The sequence below is a fragment of the Campylobacter suis genome, assembly GCF_905120475.1.
GTDB classification, from domain to species: Bacteria; Campylobacterota; Campylobacteria; order Campylobacterales; family Campylobacteraceae; genus Campylobacter_A; species Campylobacter_A suis.
Genome location: NZ_CAJHOE010000006.1, coordinates 39678 through 56681, shown reverse-complemented (window position 1 = coordinate 56681; position 17004 = coordinate 39678). Strand labels below are relative to the sequence as shown.

Genomic DNA, 17004 nt, shown 5'->3' with positions numbered 1-17004 from the left:
ATATCTGAAAACTTAGCCTGCGATGTCCAAAATGGCTCAAGTGTGATGATGGCATCTAGCTTACGCAGTGCTATGGCTGCTCTGTTTGAGTCTTGGTGGCGGGTGAAGAGAGAGCCATTTGTGCTAAACATGAGTTTTAGCTCAGGAAATTTATGCACCTTGCCATTTCTTTCTATCTCACTGCCGGGTCGCTCTAAACACTCGATAAGGCGGGAGTTTGGTATGACTGAGCCTTTTGGATTTATCATGGCTTTGTATTTTTTATCGTGTGGCAAGACATCGAAATTTCGTATCTTTGGGGCTTTATAGTGCGTGTCGCCTGTTTTGTGCGTCTGATCATTTGTGATAAAGCCACCACCTGCTTGTCCCATATGCCCTAGCATAGCGTTTAGGACGATTAACATCCAGTAGGCTTGCTCGCCGTGATCTGTACGCTGTATAGCATAGCCACTTACTATCATGGTGCGATCTTTTGCGATGGTTTTTGTAAAACTCTCTATCTCATCTTTAGCAACCCCACAAATCTCACTAGCCCAAGCTATGTCTTTTACAACACCATCTTTTTCTCCCATAAAATACTCTTTAAATTTATCAAACCCAACACAGTTATTTTCTAAAAATTTATCATCGTGTAAGTTGTTTGTATAAAGATAGTGACACATCCCTATCATCATAGCTGTGTCTGTGCTAGGACGAAGTAGAAGTGTTTTAGCGTTAAAATACTTTGCGCTTTCGTTTTTAAAGACATCGACGCTGTAAATTTTCATCTCACCGCGCGCCGCCATGTCTTTTATAACGCGGTAATTCGCATACGCATCATGAAGCGGTGCGCCGATACCAAGCTCGTTTGACACGATAGGATCAGTCCCCCAAAATACGATATTTTTCGCATTTTCCTGTATCGCTTTCCAGCTAGTTGGATGCTGTCTTGTCTCCATCACACCCAAAACATGTGGCATAATCACTTGTGCGCATCCATACGAGTAGCCTCCAGCCTCACTCACATAGCCACCAAGGACATTTAGCATGCGCTTGCCGATGTTTCGGCTGTGCCCGACCTTGCCTAGGTTGCCCCACTGATACACCTGCCCATAAACAGCGTTTGCTCCGTAAGTATCATAGGTGTGCTTTAGTCTTTGCGCCGTTAGATCAAGTGCCACCTCCCAGCTAACTCGCACAAACTCCTCCTTGCCACGAAGCTCTGGCTTTGGGTTTGTGGGATCATCTAAAAAGCTTTTACGCACATATGGGTGTTTTACACGAGTTTTGTTTTTTTGAATGATCTCAGGGATGATCTCGTTTAGTTTGTTTGTGTGGATATGACTGCGAAATGGCGTAATATTTGTTATCTTATCCTCGCTACCCTCCACCCAAAATACACCAAATTTATTAGCACTTAGCCCCTTTTGTGGTATGGCTGTGCTTGCTTGTAAATTTGTATATGCTAGTGTACTAGCAACTGCGCTTAGTTGTAAGAATTTTCGTCTTTGCATGTGGGTTCTCTGTGTTTAGTTATTTGCAAACTTGCAACTTAAAAGGCAATTTTAGCGAAATTTTGCTAAGATAAAGCAAAATTTTAGGGGAAATAATGATATTTGAAGACGAGTTTATATGGATAGAGCGTGAAGAAAACGAGCTTCCTTGGGTTAAGATCTTTACTAAAAAGCCTTTTCGTGAGCTTAGTGATTGTGATGAAAAGAGTCTTGCTAGGCTTTGGGAGGCTAGTTTAATTGTTGAGCGCGAAATGAGAAAATTTTATAACCCCACAAAAATAAATTTAGCAAGTTTTGCAAATGTCCTGCCACGCGTGCATATGCATGTTATGGCGCGCTTTAAAGATGATGCGTTTTATCCAAATAACCTTTGGCAAGAGCCATTAAGAAGCTCTAGCTTAAGACTGCCAGAGTTTAGTGAATTTGCTAAAATACTTCAAAAGGCTCTGAGTGAAAAATAAAATTCTACCACTTATTTTTGGCATCGTCACAGTTGTAGTTTTAGCGATATTATCTGTTTTATACCTAAGATACAGCGAGCAAAATCATATAAATACAGCAAAAGCATTTTTTGACTATCAGATAAAACAGCTTTATAAAAATATTGATGAGTCTAAAAGCTCGCTGCAAGCACTTGCGATTATACTTGGCGAAAATGCTGCTGTAACCGAGTGCTTTTTGGAAAAAGATAGAGAAATTTGCAAGAAAAATATAAATAAGATTATATCCAGTATCCAAAACGCACCAGCCTATCACAACCTAAAGCTCCACCTTCACACAAATGATATAGTGAGCTTGATACGCAGCTGGGATATGGATAGGTACGGCGATGAGCTTAGTAGTTTTCGCTATATGATATATGTATCGCGACAAGGAAATGGCACTATAAGTGGGATAGAGCGCGGTGTTGCTGGTACATATATTAGGGCACTTTCACCAGTTAAGAAAAATGATGAAATTTTAGGCACTATCGAGCTTATGAGCGACTTTGAAGCGATTAGTAATTTCTTTAAAAACCAAGGCATAGACCTTTTTGTCTTGCTTGATAAGGAGATAAATTTTGAACGAGCCGCTAGGGATGGCGATGAGATAATGACAAATTATTTTATCGCAAATTTAAAAAGTGCAAATTTAAGCGTTGTACCTGTGATACAAAAGCTAAATTTGCAACAAAATGGCTTTTTTGTCCAAGGCTCACACTATCTTTCAGTATCGCCGATATTTGATGCTAGCTCAAAACGCATAGGCTCTTTCGTGCTTCATATCGACAAAGATTTTAGTGATAAAAAAATTCTCAGCGAAAATATGTTCTTAAACCCACTTTTCTAGGTTTTTGTAGCCTAGAAATTTTAATAATTTTTAACTCCAAAATAACATTTTCATAACTTGATTCAAATCAAGCATATTTAAACTAAATTTAGACTATAATTTCATTAAATACAATTTTAACCAAAGGAGAAAATATGGATCGTCGGGATTTTATAAAAAGTGCTGCGGCAACGGCTGCTTGCGCTAGTGCTGGCATCGCAGTGCCAAGCTCGCTAAGTGCTGCCGAAGCAGAGAAGGGCTGGCGTTGGGATAAGGCTGCCTGTCGTTTCTGCGGAACGGGCTGTGGCGTAATGATCGCTACAAAAGAGGGTAAGATAGTTGCTGTAAAAGGCGACCCAGAAGCTCCAGTAAATCGTGGTTTAAACTGCATCAAGGGCTATTTTAACGCTAAAATAATGTATGGTTCTGACCGTATAACTCAGCCACTTTTGCGCGTAAATGAAAAGGGCGAATTTGATAAAAAAGGTAAATTTAAGCCTGTGTCTTGGGAAAAAGCCTTTGATGTAATGACTGAAAAATATAAGCAGACTATCAAAGAAAATGGCGTTCACTCAGCTGGCGTATTTGGCTCTGGTCAGTATACCATTATGGAAGGCTATGCGGCGGCTAAATTTTTAAAAGCTGGCGTTAGAAGCAATGCCATAGATCCAAATGCACGCCACTGTATGGCTTCAGCTGTTGTTGGCTTTATGCAGACATTTGGTATAGATGAGCCAGCTGGCTGTTTTGATGATATCGAGCTAACTGATACTATCATCGCTTGGGGAGCCAATATGGCTGAGATGCACCCAGTGCTTTGGTCTCGTGTGAGTGATAGAAAATTAAATAACGCTGAGCGTGTAAAGATAGTAAATTTAAGCACATACTCAACTCGTACTTCAAATATAGCAGATACTGAGATCATCTTTGCTCCTTCAAGTGATGTTGCTATTTGGAACTATATCGCACATGAGATAGTTTATAACCATCCTGAGGCTATTGACTGGGATTATGTGAAAAACTATTGTGAGTTTGTGACAGGTCCAGTTGATATAGGTTATGGCTTAAGAAATAATCCAAACCACCCAAAATACGCAGCCGAGAAAGATATCTTAGAAAAAGAGATTAAAAAGACTTTGAGTCAAGCAGAAGGCAAGACATTAGCTTATCTTGGATACAAAGAGGGCGATGTATTAGAAAATAAAAATGCCGCAAAGCCTGATAAGCACTGGATTATAACATTTGAAGATTTCAAAAAAGCGCTAGCTCCTTACACTCTTGATTTTGTTGCAAAAATTTCAAAAGGCGATCCAAACGAGGATATTGAAGAATTTAAGAAAAAACTAAAAGAGTTAGCAAATTTATATATAGAAAAAGGCCGCAAAGTTGTAAGCTTTTGGACTATGGGCTTTAACCAGCACCAAAGAGGAACTTGGGTAAACGAGCAAGCTTATATGACGCATATGCTTCTTGGTAAACAAGCCAAACCAGGCGATGGCGCGTTTTCTTTAACAGGACAACCAAGTGCGTGTGGAACGGCTCGTGAAGTTGGAACTTTTGTTCATCGTTTACCAGCTGATATGGTTGTAGCAAATCCTGAGCACAGAAAAGTAAGTGAAAAAATTTGGAAGCTCCCAGAAGGCACCCTAAATCCAAAGCCAGGCTCACACTATGTAAAAATGATGCGTGATTTAGAAGATGGAAAGATGAAGTGGGCTTGGGTTCATGTAAATAACCCTTGGCAAAACACTGCAAATGCAAACCACTGGATAAAAGCAGCTCGCGAGATGGATAACTTCATCGTTGTAAGCGACCCATACCCTGGTATCTCAGCCAAGGTTGCTGACCTTATACTTCCATCAGCTATGATTTATGAGAAGTGGGGTGCTTATGGAAATGCTGAGCGTAGAAGCCAGCAATGGCGCCAGCAAGTACTGCCAGTAGGTGAAGCGATGAGTGATACATGGCAAATTCTTGAGTTTTCAAAACGCTTTACTTTAAAAGAGGTTTGGGGCGAGACAAAGGTCGATGATAAGCTAACACTACCAAGTGTTTTAGAGCAAGCAAAAGCTATGGGTTATGATGAAAATGCAACACTTTTTGATGTACTTTTTGCAAATGAAGAGGCAAAAACTTACAAAGCACAAGACCCGATAATGGAAGACTTTGATAACACCGAAGTTTTTGGTGATAGTAGAAAAGTTGTCGGCTCAGATGGTAAAGTGTTTGAGGGTTATGGATTTTTCGTTCAAAAATATCTTTGGGAAGATTACCGAAAATTTGGTGTTGGTCATGGTCATGATTTGGCTGATTTTGATACATATCACAAAGTTCGTGGATTGCGCTGGCCAGTTCTTGATGGCAAAGAGACTCAGTGGAGATTTAACGCAAAATATGACCCATACGCGAAAAAATATGCTAATGGCAAAGCATTTGCTTACTATGGAAATGCAAAAGCTAAGCTACCAAAAGGCGATCTAAAAGGCGTTACAAGTGGCGAAGAGAAATTCTCATTGGCCCATAAAGCTAAAATTTTCTTCCGTCCTTACATGGATCCATGCGAGATGCCAGATGATACATACCCATACTGGCTATGTACAGGTCGTGTGCTTGAGCATTGGCATACAGGCACTATGACTATGCGTGTTCCAGAGCTTTATCGTGCTGTTCCAGAGGCACTTTGCTATATGCATGAAGGCGATGCGACCAAGCTTGGTGTAGCACAAAATGATATTGTTTGGGTTGAGAGTCGTCGTGGTAAGGTTAAGGCTAGAGTCGATCTTCGTGGCAGAAACAAAACTCCACAAGGGCTTGTATATGTGCCATTTTTTGATGAAAATGTATTTATCAACAAGGTCTGCCTAGACTCAACTTGTCCGATCTCAAAAGAGACAGATTACAAAAAGTGTGCGGTTAAAATTTATAAGGCTTAATCATGCAAACTAGAAGAGAGGCGTTAAAGTTTGGACTAAAGGCTATTAGTTTAGTGCTTGCAGGAGGTTTTATGTGGAGTACTCAAACTAGCCTTAAAGCTCAAACTCTGCTTATCAGACCGCCTGGCGCACTAGATGAGAATAAATTTCTTGCTGAGTGTGTTAGATGTGGGCTTTGTGTTGAAGCCTGTCCGTGGCATACGCTAAAGCTGGCTGATTTAAAAGATGGTTTGCCTTATGGCACTCCATTCTTTACGCCACGAGAAATTCCGTGTTATATGTGTACTGACATACCTTGTACGGTTGCTTGCCCGACTGGAGCGCTTGATCCTGTTTTAGTTAGCAACGATGATGGAAAGCTAAATATAAACAAAGCAAAGATGGGTATAGCTGTGCTTGATCCAAATTTTTGTATCGCTTATGAGGGGCTTCGCTGTGATGCTTGTTATAGAGCCTGCCCTGTTATAGATAAGGCGTTAAAGCTTGACTATAGACATAATGATAGAACTCAAAAACACGCTATGCTTATACCTGTTGTTGATGCAAATTACTGCACGGGTTGTGGCATGTGTGAGCAAGTTTGTGTAACGCCAAAGCCGTCGATTTTTGTGCTTCCGCTAGCTCTTGGACTAGGCTCAAGCAACGAGCAGTATGTTAAGGGCTGGATAGCAGATGATGAGAAAAAGCTAAGAGATGTCGCTCCAAAAGAGTTTAAGCAAGATAGTAAAAAGCTTGATGATTATCTAAATAGCGATAAGGAGCTGTGATGAAGTATTTGATACTAAGAAGAATAACTCAAATTTCAATCCTTGCTCTATTTTTTGTCAGCAACTTTTATGGGCTTAAAATTTTACAAGGAAATTTAAGTAGCTCAAAGCTTTTTGATACCGTTGTTTTAAGCGATCCATTTGCTGTATTGCAGCTATTTTTAGCAAGTTTTAGCATAGCTAGTTCGGCACTAGTTGGGGCGGCTATCATTTTTGTTTTTTATGCCATTATAGCGCCTCGTGCGTTTTGTAGCTGGGTTTGTCCTGTAAATATCATAACAGAGACAGCTCGCTGGGTTAGGGTAAAATTTGGCTATGATAAAGATAACAAATTTGTAAATTTCTCTCGCAATGCAAGGTATTATGTGCTTGGTTTTGTTCTTGCTCTTTCGCTTGTAACATCGGCACCAGCCTTTGAGGGTGTTAGCTTTATAGGTATAATACAACGCGGGATAATTTATGGCACAACACTTTGGCTTTTTGTGGCATTTGGGGTTTTTGCGATAGATGCATTTGTGGGCGATAGGGTGGTTTGCTCTAAAATTTGTCCACTTGGTGCTTTTTATGCGATTATCTCAAAATTTTCACTTATTAGGATAGAGCATAATAGTGATAACTGCACTAAATGTATGAAGTGTAAGCTTATTTGCCCAGAAAATCAAGTCTTAGGCATTATAGGCAAACAAAATGGTTTTGTAACCTCTAGCGAATGTACAAGTTGTGGTCGTTGTATCGATGTTTGCAATGACGATGCATTAAAGTTTAATATAAGAAATTTAAGGAGAAAATGATGAAAGCTTTTAAGCTTATTTTGGCTGGTCTTGGTGCGGCGGCACTATTGGTTGGCTGTAATACAAAAAACGCAGACTTGACAAGTTTTAATCAAAATGATGTCTTTGATGATAACATTACATTAGTTGATGTAAACTGGACTGCTACACCAGCAGGAGAGTCAACTAAGATAGATCGTGCCTTTGAAAACGCACCACCGCTTATCCCGCATGATATTTCTGACATTATACCTATAACAAAAGATATGAATATGTGCGTAACTTGCCATATGCCAGAGGTTGCTGAGGGTGTCGGAGCTACAGCTATACCAAAGTCACATCTTTATAGTATAAGATTTCAAAAATCAACTGGTAGCGAGCTAAGCCAAGATCGTTTTAGCTGCACACAGTGCCATGTCCCTCAAGCAAATGTAAAGCCAAGAGTGAAAAATAACTTTAAAGCGGATTTTCGTGATGAAAGTTCGTCAAAAAGCTCAAATTTACTAGATGTCTTAAATGAGGGTGTTAGGTAATGCAAGATGTCTCACGAAGACAGCTTTTTAGAAAAATTTTGGGCGGTAAATCCGCTCAAAATTTTATCCCACCGCCATATTTTAGCGGCGAGTTTGAGTGTGTAGAGTGTAAAGCGCCTTGTGTTGGTGCTTGTGATGAAAATCTGCTTTCATTTGATGGCGAAAAAGTAAGTTTTAAATTTCAAACTAAGGGTTGTACTTTTTGTAAAAAGTGCGCCATAGAGTGCGAAAACACCCAAAAATCAGTTTTAAATTTAAAATTTCCTGCTATCATTGAGGCTAAAACCACTATCGATGTTAGTAGCTGTTTGGCATGGAATGGCACGATGTGTTATAGCTGTCAAGATATTTGTAAATTTCGTGCGATAGAGTTTTTTGGGGTATTTAGACCTACTATAAATGATAGATGCACAAACTGTGCACAATGCATGGAAGTTTGCTTTGTAAATGCTATAAAAATGGAGGCAAGATGAGAAAAGTTTTAGTTCTTTTGGCTTTTTTTGGAATTTGTTTTTCGGCTGAAATTTCGCAGCCAACTCGAGTTGTTAGTGCTTTTGCAAATGTTATCAGTTCAAATTTGATAGATGAGATGCTTTATCTTGGCACGGATATCGGTGAGGTTGAAATTTATGATATAAAAAATGACAAATTTTTACCTAAAATCATACTGCCTAAAAAGAAGGCATACTTTGCTGATGAGCCTAGCTCTAGAGTGTTTAGTATAGATAGACTAGATGATAAACTTCTCGTTTTGGCTGAGCTTAGTTATGATGAGAGAAGACTTTTTGTATATAAATTTGACGGAGAGAAATTTACCGAGATAAATAACTTTATCACTCCAAATAAATCTGCTAAAAAAGCCTTTTTCACAAGTGAAAATGAAGCCATAATTTCAGACTTTGGCAATGAAATTTACATTGTAGATCTAGCCAGCGCACAACTGAAGTTTAAACATAAATTTTCAATAGCACTTTATGTTGATTTCGAGATTAGCAAAAACCGCGATAAGATAGCCATAGGTGCTGAAAGTGGCGTGATATACGAGTATGATTTAAAGACAAGGCAAGTTATAAAAACGCATAATTTCTTTAAAGATAATATGTATGATATTGACTATGTAGATGATGCTTTGGCTGTTGGTAGCATTACGCGTCAGGTGGGTGTTTTTGATGGATCGAATATGAACTATTTTAACGCTGATTTTATAGTTTATGCCTTAGCTCTTAGCCCAGATAAAAGCAAGATAGCTTTTATGAACGGCGAGCATAGCGATATCGTAGTTTATGACATTAAAAGTAAAGAGCTCTTACATACCATAAAAACAGGGCAGGAAATTTTAAGCGAAATTTATTTGTCAAATGATGGCAGGATAATAAGCATAGCGTATCAAAAAGAAGTAAAATTTTGGAGTATTAAATGAATATATCAAGCCTAATTGTATATACAAAAGATGAGACGAGTGCTGAAAATGTTATACCACTTATTGAGAATGTAGATGGTTGTGAGGTTGTTGCTGCACAAGATGGAAAGATAGTGGTGGTGGTTAGTGTTGAGAATTTAGATGAAGAGATAGAGAAATTTAAGGTACTTGAAAAATTAGATGGTGTGTCAAGTGCAGCCATGATATATAGTTATCAAGAAGATTTGCAAAATGATATAGAAAGTATCAAGAAAAGTGGCAAGATAAGTGAAATTTTACTTGATGAAAATATTGATGCTAAGAATATAATTTATAACGGTCATATAGGAGATCGTGTAAAATAGGACTTAAGAGTAAATCTTAGTTTTTAGAGAAGTTTGTTTTTTATCGTAAAAATTTCTAGTTTTAGGGTTTATAATACTTTATACTAAATAATAAAATTTATTAGATAATATAAATTTCGTTTACTTTTTTATGTTATAATTTTATAAATCAAACAAAGGAGACAAAATGTCAAAAGTTATTTCTCAATTAAACAAAATTCAGGCTGACGCTCATGCGTTATACATTAAATTTCATGACCTACACTGGAATGTAAAAGGTATCCAGTTTTTTAGCATTCATGAATATACAGAAAAAGCCTATGATGAGTTTCATGAAATTTTCGACGAAGTAGCTGAGCGCGCTATAATGCTTGGTGGCAAGGCTATCGTTAAAGCTGACGAACTTGCAAAGACAACTTGCATAAAGCATGAGCCAAAAGCAAGCTATACTCCGACAGAAGTTTTAGAGATAGTTTTGGCTGACTATAAGCACCTTTTAGATGAGTTTAAAAAACTTGATGAAGCTGCTGAGGGAGATACAACAACTCAAGCTTATGCACAAGATCAGATAGCTCACTATGAAAAAGCCATCTGGATGCTAAACGCTACACTTGCAAAGTAATTTTAGCCCCATATTTGGGGCTTTCTTTCTTAAAATTTTACTTTTTACATTTTTTAGACTACACTATTTAAGATTAAATTTATTTTTAGACAACAAAATTCAGGCAAAAGAAGTAAAACCGTCGTTATTATTAGCGATAAGACTAAGGGTTTTTTTGGGCTTGAGATAAATTAGGCGGTGTGACTAAATTTATGACTAAGCTTTATGATATAAAAGATGGTTTTGATGATGTCAAAAGTAACTATTAATATTTTTGACTTTAAATCAAGTCAAAAAAATAAAATTTGCCAAAAAGCGCAAAGTACTACATATAAATAAAATTTGGTTAGCTTAAAACCTACTATAGCAAAATAGCATTTAAAATATCACTCGAAATTTACAGGCAAGCTTACACAAAATGTCTTTGGATTTAGCGTGACTTCGATACTGCCGTGATGTGCTTGTATGATTTGCAGGCATAGTGGCAGTCCAAGTCCGTTGCCATTTAGCTTACTTGTCTTAAATGGTTCAAATACCGCGCCAGCATTATTTATCCCTACGCCACTATCGCAGATATAAAATTTATGCTCAGTTTGCGTTTTTTCATAGCTTATACTTATCTCATCGCTCTCATTTTCACTCTCTTCGCATGCGTCAATAGCATTAAAAAGCATATTTTCAAAAACCATAGATAGCAAGTTTTTATCTGCGTTGTAATCTTCATCTCCAAAGTTAAGTAAAATTTTTATATCCTTTGTGTAAGAGTAGTATTTTAGGGCTTCTTCGCACTCTATCTTTAACTCATTAAAATTAAAATTTGTTCGATTTATCTGCACACCTTTTGTAAAGAGTAAGGTCGCTTTGATGATACGCTCAACTCGCCATATAGCTTTTTGAATTTCTATCGCAAGCTCGTGAGTTTTGCCTTCGCTTCGTCGCAATAAAGATGAGGTAAGCAAGGATACTGAGCCGATAGGATTTCGTATCTCATGGGCCAAGTGAGCGGCTACGCTATCCATGCTAGCAAGGCGCTCGGTGCGCTTTTGAGCCGTGATATCTATGGCTGATACGATCTTTTTGTCATCTTTTATGGCGATTTTAACTAGATAAAATAGACCTTTTAGCTCTATCTCACACTCTGAAATTTCAAGGTTTATGCGTGAAAAGAGTAGGGTATTTTTGGCTGCTTGAGCATTTTGTAAAAATATGGTCGCATCGCTGTTTAGTACCCATATCGCTGTTGGTAAGACATCTACGACATCTTTTATGATCTTTTGCAAACTTTCGTATGAGTTGTTTAAATTCTTATACTCTTGCTCTATTAGATAGGTTTGTTCTATTAGGCTTTTTAGTCCAGCTTCGATATTTTGCTCGTTCATTCTAAAAGCTCCGTCATTTGATTTAAATTTATGAGTTTTACGCGCTTTTGACCTAAGTTTTCAAGCTCTTTGCTAAAACCACTTTTTGAAAAAAGATATACTTCATTTGGCACAAATCCAAGTCGCTCGCACTTTGTTAAAAGTAGCGTCAAAATGCTTTTACAAACCTTTTTTGCTCTAAATTTAGCCTCCGCAACAACTATGCCATTAACGCCTATGCCAAGCAGATCTATCTCTATGTTTTTATGCCAAAAGCTATTTGCATTTTTAACGCCTCTATCGCGCAAAAATTCAGCACACAAAAGTTCAAAACCAAGGCTAGCGTATTCATAAAACTCGGCTTTTATGGTCTGCATGACGCTTGAAAACTCTCCATTTTCAAGTTGGGCTAAATTTGGTTGGATAAACCTAAACCAAAAGCGCGTAAAGTGGCTTGTAAAATGCACTTTATCTTGTACTATGTAGCGTCGTTCGCTCTTTTTTAGCTTTTGGTTTTTGGCTTTGACAGGGCGAATTTCACGACTTTTTTCTATATAAATCAACCCATTTTCAAGCAGTTTTGCAAAAGTTTTGCTAGCTAAAATTTGCGGTAAAGCTTTATTTATACTAAATCTTTTTCTATCACTATTTGCAAGCTTTAAAAGAGCTTTTTTCATCGGTTCACTGAGCTCATCATCAAATTCAAAGCGCTTTTTTAGCTCCTTAATATTAGCAAAAATTTCACCCTCTATCGCTTCAAAAACATCGTAGTAAGCCTTGCTTAAAACTATCTCATCAAACACGATGTGAAAGTTAAAAACATCATCTATATCAAGATGTTTCATGCGCTCGTAGGTTGATTTTAGTGCTTTTATGTTTGCTCCTTTTAGCCCATTTTACAAAAATTTTAATGAAAAATAGCTATAATCACCCAAAATTTTTAAAGGTCAGCGTGTGCAAATAGAAAATTTAAGAGATGATATTATTTTAAAAGATGGAATTTATTATTTTGACTTTACGGCTTCTGGTCTTGGTTTAAAAAGTATAGAAGAAAAGATACAAAAAATGCTTTTAACTTATGCAAATACCCACTCAGACAGCGCTAGTTCAGCCATCATCACGCAAAATTTATACGAAAATGCACGCAAAAGCCTAAAAACATCGCTTGGGCTTGATGATAGTTTTGCACTGCTACCAACAGGATATGGCTCAAGCTCAGCGATTAAAAAATTTCAAGAGCTTTTGGGTCTTTATATTCCACCAAAAACTCGCAAACGCTATGCTATCAAACAAAACTCAAGCTCCCCGCTCGTCGTGCTAGGACCTTATGAACATCACTCAAATGAAGTTAGTTTTCGTGAGGCACTTTGTGATGTTGTGCGTATTGGTCTTGATAAAAATGGAGGCATAAATTTAAAAGAGCTAGAGCAGGTTTTAAAGCTAAATTCAAGACGCGAGATCATAGCTAGTTTTAGCGTGGCTTCAAATGTTACTGGCGTTATTAGCGATTATAAAAAAATTTATGAGATGGTTAAGGCGTATGATGGTGTTGTTGCGCTTGATGCAGCGGCTTCTAGTGGCTACTTTAATGTAGATACTAATCATTTTGACGCGATGTTTTTATCGCCGCACAAACTTCTTGGAGGTGTTGGAGCGTGTGGCTTGCTTGCGATAAAAAAAGAGCTGGTAGATTGTGATGAGCCTACATTTGCTGGTGGTGGAACCGTGGGTTATGTCTCACGAACATCTCATATTTTTGTGCCTGAGATAGAGCAAAGGGAGCAAGGTGGGACACCTCCTATAACACAGCTCATGCGTGCAGCTCTTGCGTATAAAACTCGTGATGAAGTCGGACTTAGTAAAATTTATGACATAGAATTTGAGCTTGGTGAGTACTTTGAGCAAAGGCTAAATAAATTAGATAGCGTGAAAAATTATCGCCCAGAAAGGCAAAAGGCACTGCCGATATTTTCATTTAATGTCGCAGAAATTTCTCCTTACGATCTGTCTGCGATACTTAGCAACGACTTTGGTATCCAAACTAGGGCAGGGTGCGCTTGTGCTGGACCATATGGGCATGAGCTCCTTATGATGAAGGATGATGTTTTGCTTGATAAGAAGCCAGGCTGGCTTCGCGTGAGTTTGCATTATACGCATACGAAAGAGGATATTGATTATTTTTTTGACGCACTAAAAAAAAGCATAGAGAAATATCATACGAGCTGGGCTGAGGAGAGATCTTTTTATACGACATACAGCGAAAAGCTTTGTTAAAATTTTAGAAAAAATGTAAAATCAGTCTTTTTTGGTTAATAAATAGTAACAAAAAGACAAAATTTAAGCTATATTTTAGAAAATAATAGATAATATTTCGATAAATATTTTCAATAAGGAGACAAAATGAAACTTGCAAAAATTTCACTTGCAGCTTTGGTTGCGTTAGGTGCATTTTCAAGCGTAGCTTCAGCTACACCACTTGAAGAGGCTATAAAAAATGTTGATGTATCTGGTTTTGCTAGATATAGATATGATGTTAAACAAATAAAATCATCAGATTCAACTGAAGCAAAGGAGATCGATCGTGGACATAAATTTAGAATCACGACTGACTTTAAGGCTGCTATTGATGATAACTTCTTTGGTGTTTTAGGTATAAGATATAATTCAAAAGACGATACTGGAAATATTCATGATAAGACCAGTGCAGATGATAAATTTGGTGTATATCAACTATATTTAGGTTACACTGCACAAAATACTACTATTACTGCTGGTAAGCAAATTTTAGGAACTTTCTTTACAGATGACGAAGTTGGCACAGGTATAAAGATAGTAAATAATGACATTGAAGGTTTAACACTTGCAGCTCTTGCATTTGACGCTCTTGATTATGACACATATGAGGCTGATGGTGGTTTATTGGCGACAGCGGGTGGAGCAAATGATGAGTTAAATGAAATTTTTAGAAATAAAGCCGGACTCGTAAATAATGAGGCTTTAACATATAAGCCAGGTAATCTTTATGGTGTAGCAGCTATTGGCTCTTATGATCCAATTGGTTTTCAATTATGGTATGCTACTTTAACCCAGTTAGTTGATATAGCAGCAATAGAATTAACAGGCGATTTTAATATAACTGATGATGTAAATGTTGGCGTAAAGGCTCAATATGCACATTCTGATGCAGATAAAAAAGCTAAAAAAGCATTTACTGATGCAGTTGATATCAGTTATGGAGATGGAAATTTTTATGCTGGTGAGCTTTCTACATCACTATTTGGTGCTGACCTATCTGCTGGCTATATTGGATATAAAGCCAGTGGTAAGGGTTATACGACATTTAGTCTAGAAGATCAGGGTTCATATATCAATCCAGGAGAGCTTTTTTCAGATTTTGTTGATTACACACTTGTAGATGGCAAAGGAAGTTTTTGGTTTGTGACAGCTGGATATACATTTGATGATAAATATTTTATCGGTGCTGAGTATATAGATGGTAATAAAAAGACAGCCGATAACACTAAAGAAAAGTATAAAGAAGTTGTTGGAAGATTAGGCTATAACTATAGCAAAAAGCTTGAGTTTAGCTCATTCTATGCTCATGCACAAGTTAAAGAAAAAAATGTTTCTGGCAAAAATAAAGCTGACCACTTTAGATTTCAAGCTAAATACTCATTCTAATTTAGTCTGATTTTACAAAGTTATGCTATAATCCCAAGTTAGGTTCGCCCTGCTTGGGATTTTTAAATTTAAGGGGAAAAAGTGAAAATTTTTGCGACATTATCTTTGGTGTGTATTTTAGGTGCTAGTGCATTCGGTGCTTCTGAAGTGTATTATATCAGGGCAAATGGTGAATTTGGCAAACAGCTAAGCGAAATGGCTAAAAACTACGCCAAAGATAATAATCAAAAAGTCGATATCTTTGTTGATGAAGATCCTAGGGTTTATAAGGATACTAGAATTTTAAAAACAGGTGTTGATAGAAAAAAAGGGCGCTACTCTGTCTCTTTAGGTAAAGAGATCTATGATACAAAATGTGCTAGCTGTCATGGCGAGCAGGCTGAAAAAAGGGTCGGCGGTATAAAGCCATTAAAAGATCAAAGTGCAGAGGATATAGAAGATGCGATGGTGTCTTATCGTTCAAATACAGAGTTTGGTGGCAGTATGCGTAGTGTTATGCAAAATATCGCAAAAACAACAAGCAATAACGACCTCGGTGCGATAATAGCCTATCTAAAAGGCAAAGACGCATACATAAATGAGCAATACGAGGCAAACAAGCCAGTTTCTACAGAGAAAAAACAAGGAAGCTATCTAAGATAAGGCTAAACAAATTTTAAAATTTGCCGATATAAAATATGAGAGATAATCAAAGGAGAGATTATGAATGTATCATTAAACCAAGTTAAGGGCATTGCTGGTTATACAAACCTTAACCAAGCAGGCCAAAAAACAGAGCAAAAGGATATGGCTGAGTCTATCAAGCAGATGGCGTCAAGCATAGATGTTAAGGCACTTACAAATAGTTATTTTATGCAGTATAATTCTGAAATTTTTAGCCAAACAACATCTAGTTTTTCGGCTCAAAGCTCGCTTTTTGACCTAGCAAGCGGTCACACTCCACAAAATTTAGCTGAAATTTTGGGTGGTATAGACCTAAATGCTATCGGCTATACTGGCAAGCCACTTGTATCACTTTCGCAAGATGAGGCAGCTGAGTTAGTTAGTGAAAAAGGTTTTTTTGGTGTTGATCAAACTGCTGAGCGTATAGCCGGCTTTGTTTTAGCTGGTGCCGGAGATAGCCTTGAAAAGCTACAAGCTGGACGCGAAGGCATGCTTCGTGGTTTTAAGGAAGCTGAGAAGGTTTGGGGTGGAGAGCTACCTGAAATTTCTCAAAAAACTATGCAAAAAGCGCTAGAAGCTGTTGATAAAAAGATAGCTGAGCTTGGTGGCAATGTCTTAAATGTAACTGCGTAACTAAAAGCCCAGCTAGCCTGGGCTAGCCTCGAATTTCAAATCTTTCATGCTTTATAAAAGGATACTGATGTATTATAAAATTTTGCTTTTTATTGTATGTGCATTTTTACTAAATGGTTGTGTTTTTCAAAAAGAGCAAGTAAAACCTGCGCCACCAGTAGCTATAAAAAAACCACCGATAAAAAGTGCTATAAAAGGGATAATAACTGAGCTAGCCTATGTTGATGGCAGATACTGCTACAAAATAACTTCAACTGATACAACAAACGCAAAGCTTCCAAAAGCAGAATTTTGTTCGGTAAAATTTTATCATAACAAAGGCGACCTAGTATATGCAACCCTTATTGACGATAGTCTTGAAAATATGATGCTTATACGAGAGGCAAAAGAGAGTACCCCGGTAGTTAAATCGGGTAGCAAAAAAAATATAAAAACAAAAATTTCCGTTCCTAAAGAAGAGAGCATAAGTTTTTGATTAGCCGTTGATTTACCGATGCTTGTTATAATTTCACCAAGCAATC

The 17004-nt window shown here is 37.5% G+C and carries 18 protein-coding genes; 15 read left to right on the top strand and 3 right to left on the bottom strand.

The genetic code is table 11. From position 1 onward, the window contains the following. A partial coding sequence (locus LQV35_RS08390) for a molybdopterin-dependent oxidoreductase (protein ID WP_230057432.1) occupies positions 1 to 1493 on the bottom strand: 1493 nt, incomplete at its 3' end. A 95-nt stretch (positions 1494 to 1588) separates the two neighbouring features. Between LQV35_RS08390 and LQV35_RS08385 the strand changes: the two genes are divergently transcribed. The 10 genes from LQV35_RS08385 to LQV35_RS08340 all read left to right on the top strand — a co-directional run bounded on the left by LQV35_RS08385 (position 1589) and on the right by LQV35_RS08340 (position 10169). Beyond that, on the top strand, positions 1589 to 1954 hold the full coding sequence (locus LQV35_RS08385) for an HIT family protein (RefSeq protein WP_230057431.1): 366 nt from the start codon (positions 1589 to 1591) through the stop codon (positions 1952 to 1954). Then, positions 1944 to 2822, top strand: a complete 879-nt coding sequence (locus LQV35_RS08380) for a cache domain-containing protein (protein ID WP_230057430.1) — start codon at positions 1944 to 1946, stop codon at positions 2820 to 2822. The genes LQV35_RS08385 and LQV35_RS08380 overlap by 11 nt, the downstream gene beginning before the upstream one ends. Positions 2823 to 2956: 134 nt before the next feature. Next, entirely contained in the window at positions 2957 to 5734 is a 2778-nt protein-coding gene (napA, locus tag LQV35_RS08375; RefSeq protein WP_230057429.1) for a nitrate reductase catalytic subunit NapA, read from the top strand. 2 nt (positions 5735 to 5736) lie between these two features. Then, positions 5737 to 6501 carry a ferredoxin-type protein NapG gene (gene napG / locus LQV35_RS08370; protein ID WP_230057428.1) on the top strand — a complete coding sequence of 255 codons (765 nt, stop codon included), beginning with the start codon at positions 5737 to 5739 and terminating at the stop codon, positions 6499 to 6501. Next, the gene (gene napH, locus LQV35_RS08365) at positions 6501 to 7292 is read left to right on the top strand and encodes a quinol dehydrogenase ferredoxin subunit NapH (RefSeq protein WP_230057427.1); all 792 of its coding nucleotides are present in this window, start codon (positions 6501 to 6503) and stop codon (positions 7290 to 7292) included. Before napG ends, napH begins: the two co-directional genes overlap by 1 nt. Then, on the top strand, positions 7292 to 7804 hold the full coding sequence (locus LQV35_RS08360) for a nitrate reductase cytochrome c-type subunit (RefSeq protein ID WP_230057426.1): 513 nt from the start codon (positions 7292 to 7294) through the stop codon (positions 7802 to 7804). The genes napH and LQV35_RS08360 overlap by 1 nt, the downstream gene beginning before the upstream one ends. Beyond that, a complete protein-coding gene (locus tag LQV35_RS08355; RefSeq protein WP_230057425.1) occupies positions 7804 to 8277 on the top strand; it encodes a 4Fe-4S binding protein in 474 nt (157 codons plus the stop codon). Before LQV35_RS08360 ends, LQV35_RS08355 begins: the two co-directional genes overlap by 1 nt. Next, a complete protein-coding gene (locus tag LQV35_RS08350; RefSeq protein WP_230057424.1) occupies positions 8274 to 9224 on the top strand; it encodes a WD40 repeat domain-containing protein in 951 nt (316 codons plus the stop codon). Before LQV35_RS08355 ends, LQV35_RS08350 begins: the two co-directional genes overlap by 4 nt. Further along, positions 9221 to 9568, top strand: coding sequence for a chaperone NapD (locus LQV35_RS08345; RefSeq protein ID WP_230057423.1), 348 nt, complete (start codon positions 9221 to 9223; stop codon positions 9566 to 9568). Before LQV35_RS08350 ends, LQV35_RS08345 begins: the two co-directional genes overlap by 4 nt. Positions 9569 to 9734: 166 nt before the next feature. Further along, the gene (locus tag LQV35_RS08340) at positions 9735 to 10169 is read left to right on the top strand and encodes a Dps family protein (RefSeq protein ID WP_230057422.1); all 435 of its coding nucleotides are present in this window, start codon (positions 9735 to 9737) and stop codon (positions 10167 to 10169) included. Positions 10170 to 10534: 365 nt separating this feature from the next. Here LQV35_RS08340 and LQV35_RS08335 read toward each other — a convergent pair whose 3' ends face one another. Together LQV35_RS08335 and LQV35_RS08330 are read right to left on the bottom strand one after the other, a co-directional pair. Then, positions 10535 to 11527 (bottom strand): sensor histidine kinase, encoded by a 993-nt coding sequence (locus LQV35_RS08335; RefSeq protein WP_230057421.1) that lies wholly within the window; start codon positions 11525 to 11527, stop codon positions 10535 to 10537. Beyond that, positions 11524 to 12351 carry a DUF234 domain-containing protein gene (locus LQV35_RS08330; RefSeq protein WP_230057420.1) on the bottom strand — a complete coding sequence of 276 codons (828 nt, stop codon included), beginning with the start codon at positions 12349 to 12351 and terminating at the stop codon, positions 11524 to 11526. Before LQV35_RS08330 ends, LQV35_RS08335 begins: the two co-directional genes overlap by 4 nt. Before the next feature lie 109 nt (positions 12352 to 12460). Between LQV35_RS08330 and LQV35_RS08325 the strand changes: the two genes are divergently transcribed. From LQV35_RS08325 to LQV35_RS08305, 5 genes are all read left to right on the top strand, one after another. Further along, positions 12461 to 13780: an aminotransferase class V-fold PLP-dependent enzyme gene (locus tag LQV35_RS08325; RefSeq protein ID WP_230057419.1), complete on the top strand. Its 1320-nt coding sequence runs from the start codon at positions 12461 to 12463 to the stop codon at positions 13778 to 13780. 126 nt (positions 13781 to 13906) lie between these two features. Beyond that, the gene (locus LQV35_RS08320; protein WP_230057418.1) at positions 13907 to 15187 is read left to right on the top strand and encodes a major outer membrane protein; all 1281 of its coding nucleotides are present in this window, start codon (positions 13907 to 13909) and stop codon (positions 15185 to 15187) included. An 81-nt stretch (positions 15188 to 15268) separates the two neighbouring features. Further along, positions 15269 to 15829, top strand: a complete 561-nt coding sequence (locus tag LQV35_RS08315) for a c-type cytochrome (RefSeq protein WP_230057417.1) — start codon at positions 15269 to 15271, stop codon at positions 15827 to 15829. A gap of 60 nt (positions 15830 to 15889) precedes the next feature. Beyond that, positions 15890 to 16483 carry a hydrogenase-4 component G gene (locus LQV35_RS08310; RefSeq protein WP_230057416.1) on the top strand — a complete coding sequence of 198 codons (594 nt, stop codon included), beginning with the start codon at positions 15890 to 15892 and terminating at the stop codon, positions 16481 to 16483. A 67-nt stretch (positions 16484 to 16550) separates the two neighbouring features. Beyond that, positions 16551 to 16958, top strand: coding sequence for a hypothetical protein (locus tag LQV35_RS08305; protein ID WP_230057415.1), 408 nt, complete (start codon positions 16551 to 16553; stop codon positions 16956 to 16958). Positions 16959 to 17004 lie beyond the last annotated feature (46 nt).

Excerpts from the sequence above, each read along its gene's own strand:
- LQV35_RS08385 (WP_230057431.1), top strand. The coding sequence starts at position 1,589 with ATGATATTTGAAGACGAGTTTATATGGATAGAGCGTGAAGAAAACGAG.
- napA (WP_230057429.1), top strand. The coding sequence starts at position 2,957 with ATGGATCGTCGGGATTTTATAAAAAGTGCTGCGGCAACGGCTGCTTGC.
- napG (WP_230057428.1), top strand. The coding sequence starts at position 5,737 with ATGCAAACTAGAAGAGAGGCGTTAAAGTTTGGACTAAAGGCTATTAGT.
- napH (WP_230057427.1), top strand. The coding sequence starts at position 6,501 with ATGAAGTATTTGATACTAAGAAGAATAACTCAAATTTCAATCCTTGCT.
- LQV35_RS08360 (WP_230057426.1), top strand. The coding sequence starts at position 7,292 with ATGAAAGCTTTTAAGCTTATTTTGGCTGGTCTTGGTGCGGCGGCACTA.
- LQV35_RS08355 (WP_230057425.1), top strand. The coding sequence starts at position 7,804 with ATGCAAGATGTCTCACGAAGACAGCTTTTTAGAAAAATTTTGGGCGGT.
- LQV35_RS08350 (WP_230057424.1), top strand. The coding sequence starts at position 8,274 with ATGAGAAAAGTTTTAGTTCTTTTGGCTTTTTTTGGAATTTGTTTTTCG.
- LQV35_RS08345 (WP_230057423.1), top strand. The coding sequence starts at position 9,221 with ATGAATATATCAAGCCTAATTGTATATACAAAAGATGAGACGAGTGCT.
- LQV35_RS08340 (WP_230057422.1), top strand. The coding sequence starts at position 9,735 with ATGTCAAAAGTTATTTCTCAATTAAACAAAATTCAGGCTGACGCTCAT.
- LQV35_RS08335 (WP_230057421.1), bottom strand. The coding sequence starts at position 11,527 with ATGAACGAGCAAAATATCGAAGCTGGACTAAAAAGCCTAATAGAACAA.
- LQV35_RS08330 (WP_230057420.1), bottom strand. The coding sequence starts at position 12,351 with ATGAAACATCTTGATATAGATGATGTTTTTAACTTTCACATCGTGTTT.
- LQV35_RS08320 (WP_230057418.1), top strand. The coding sequence starts at position 13,907 with ATGAAACTTGCAAAAATTTCACTTGCAGCTTTGGTTGCGTTAGGTGCA.
- LQV35_RS08310 (WP_230057416.1), top strand. The coding sequence starts at position 15,890 with ATGAATGTATCATTAAACCAAGTTAAGGGCATTGCTGGTTATACAAAC.
- LQV35_RS08305 (WP_230057415.1), top strand. The coding sequence starts at position 16,551 with ATGTATTATAAAATTTTGCTTTTTATTGTATGTGCATTTTTACTAAAT.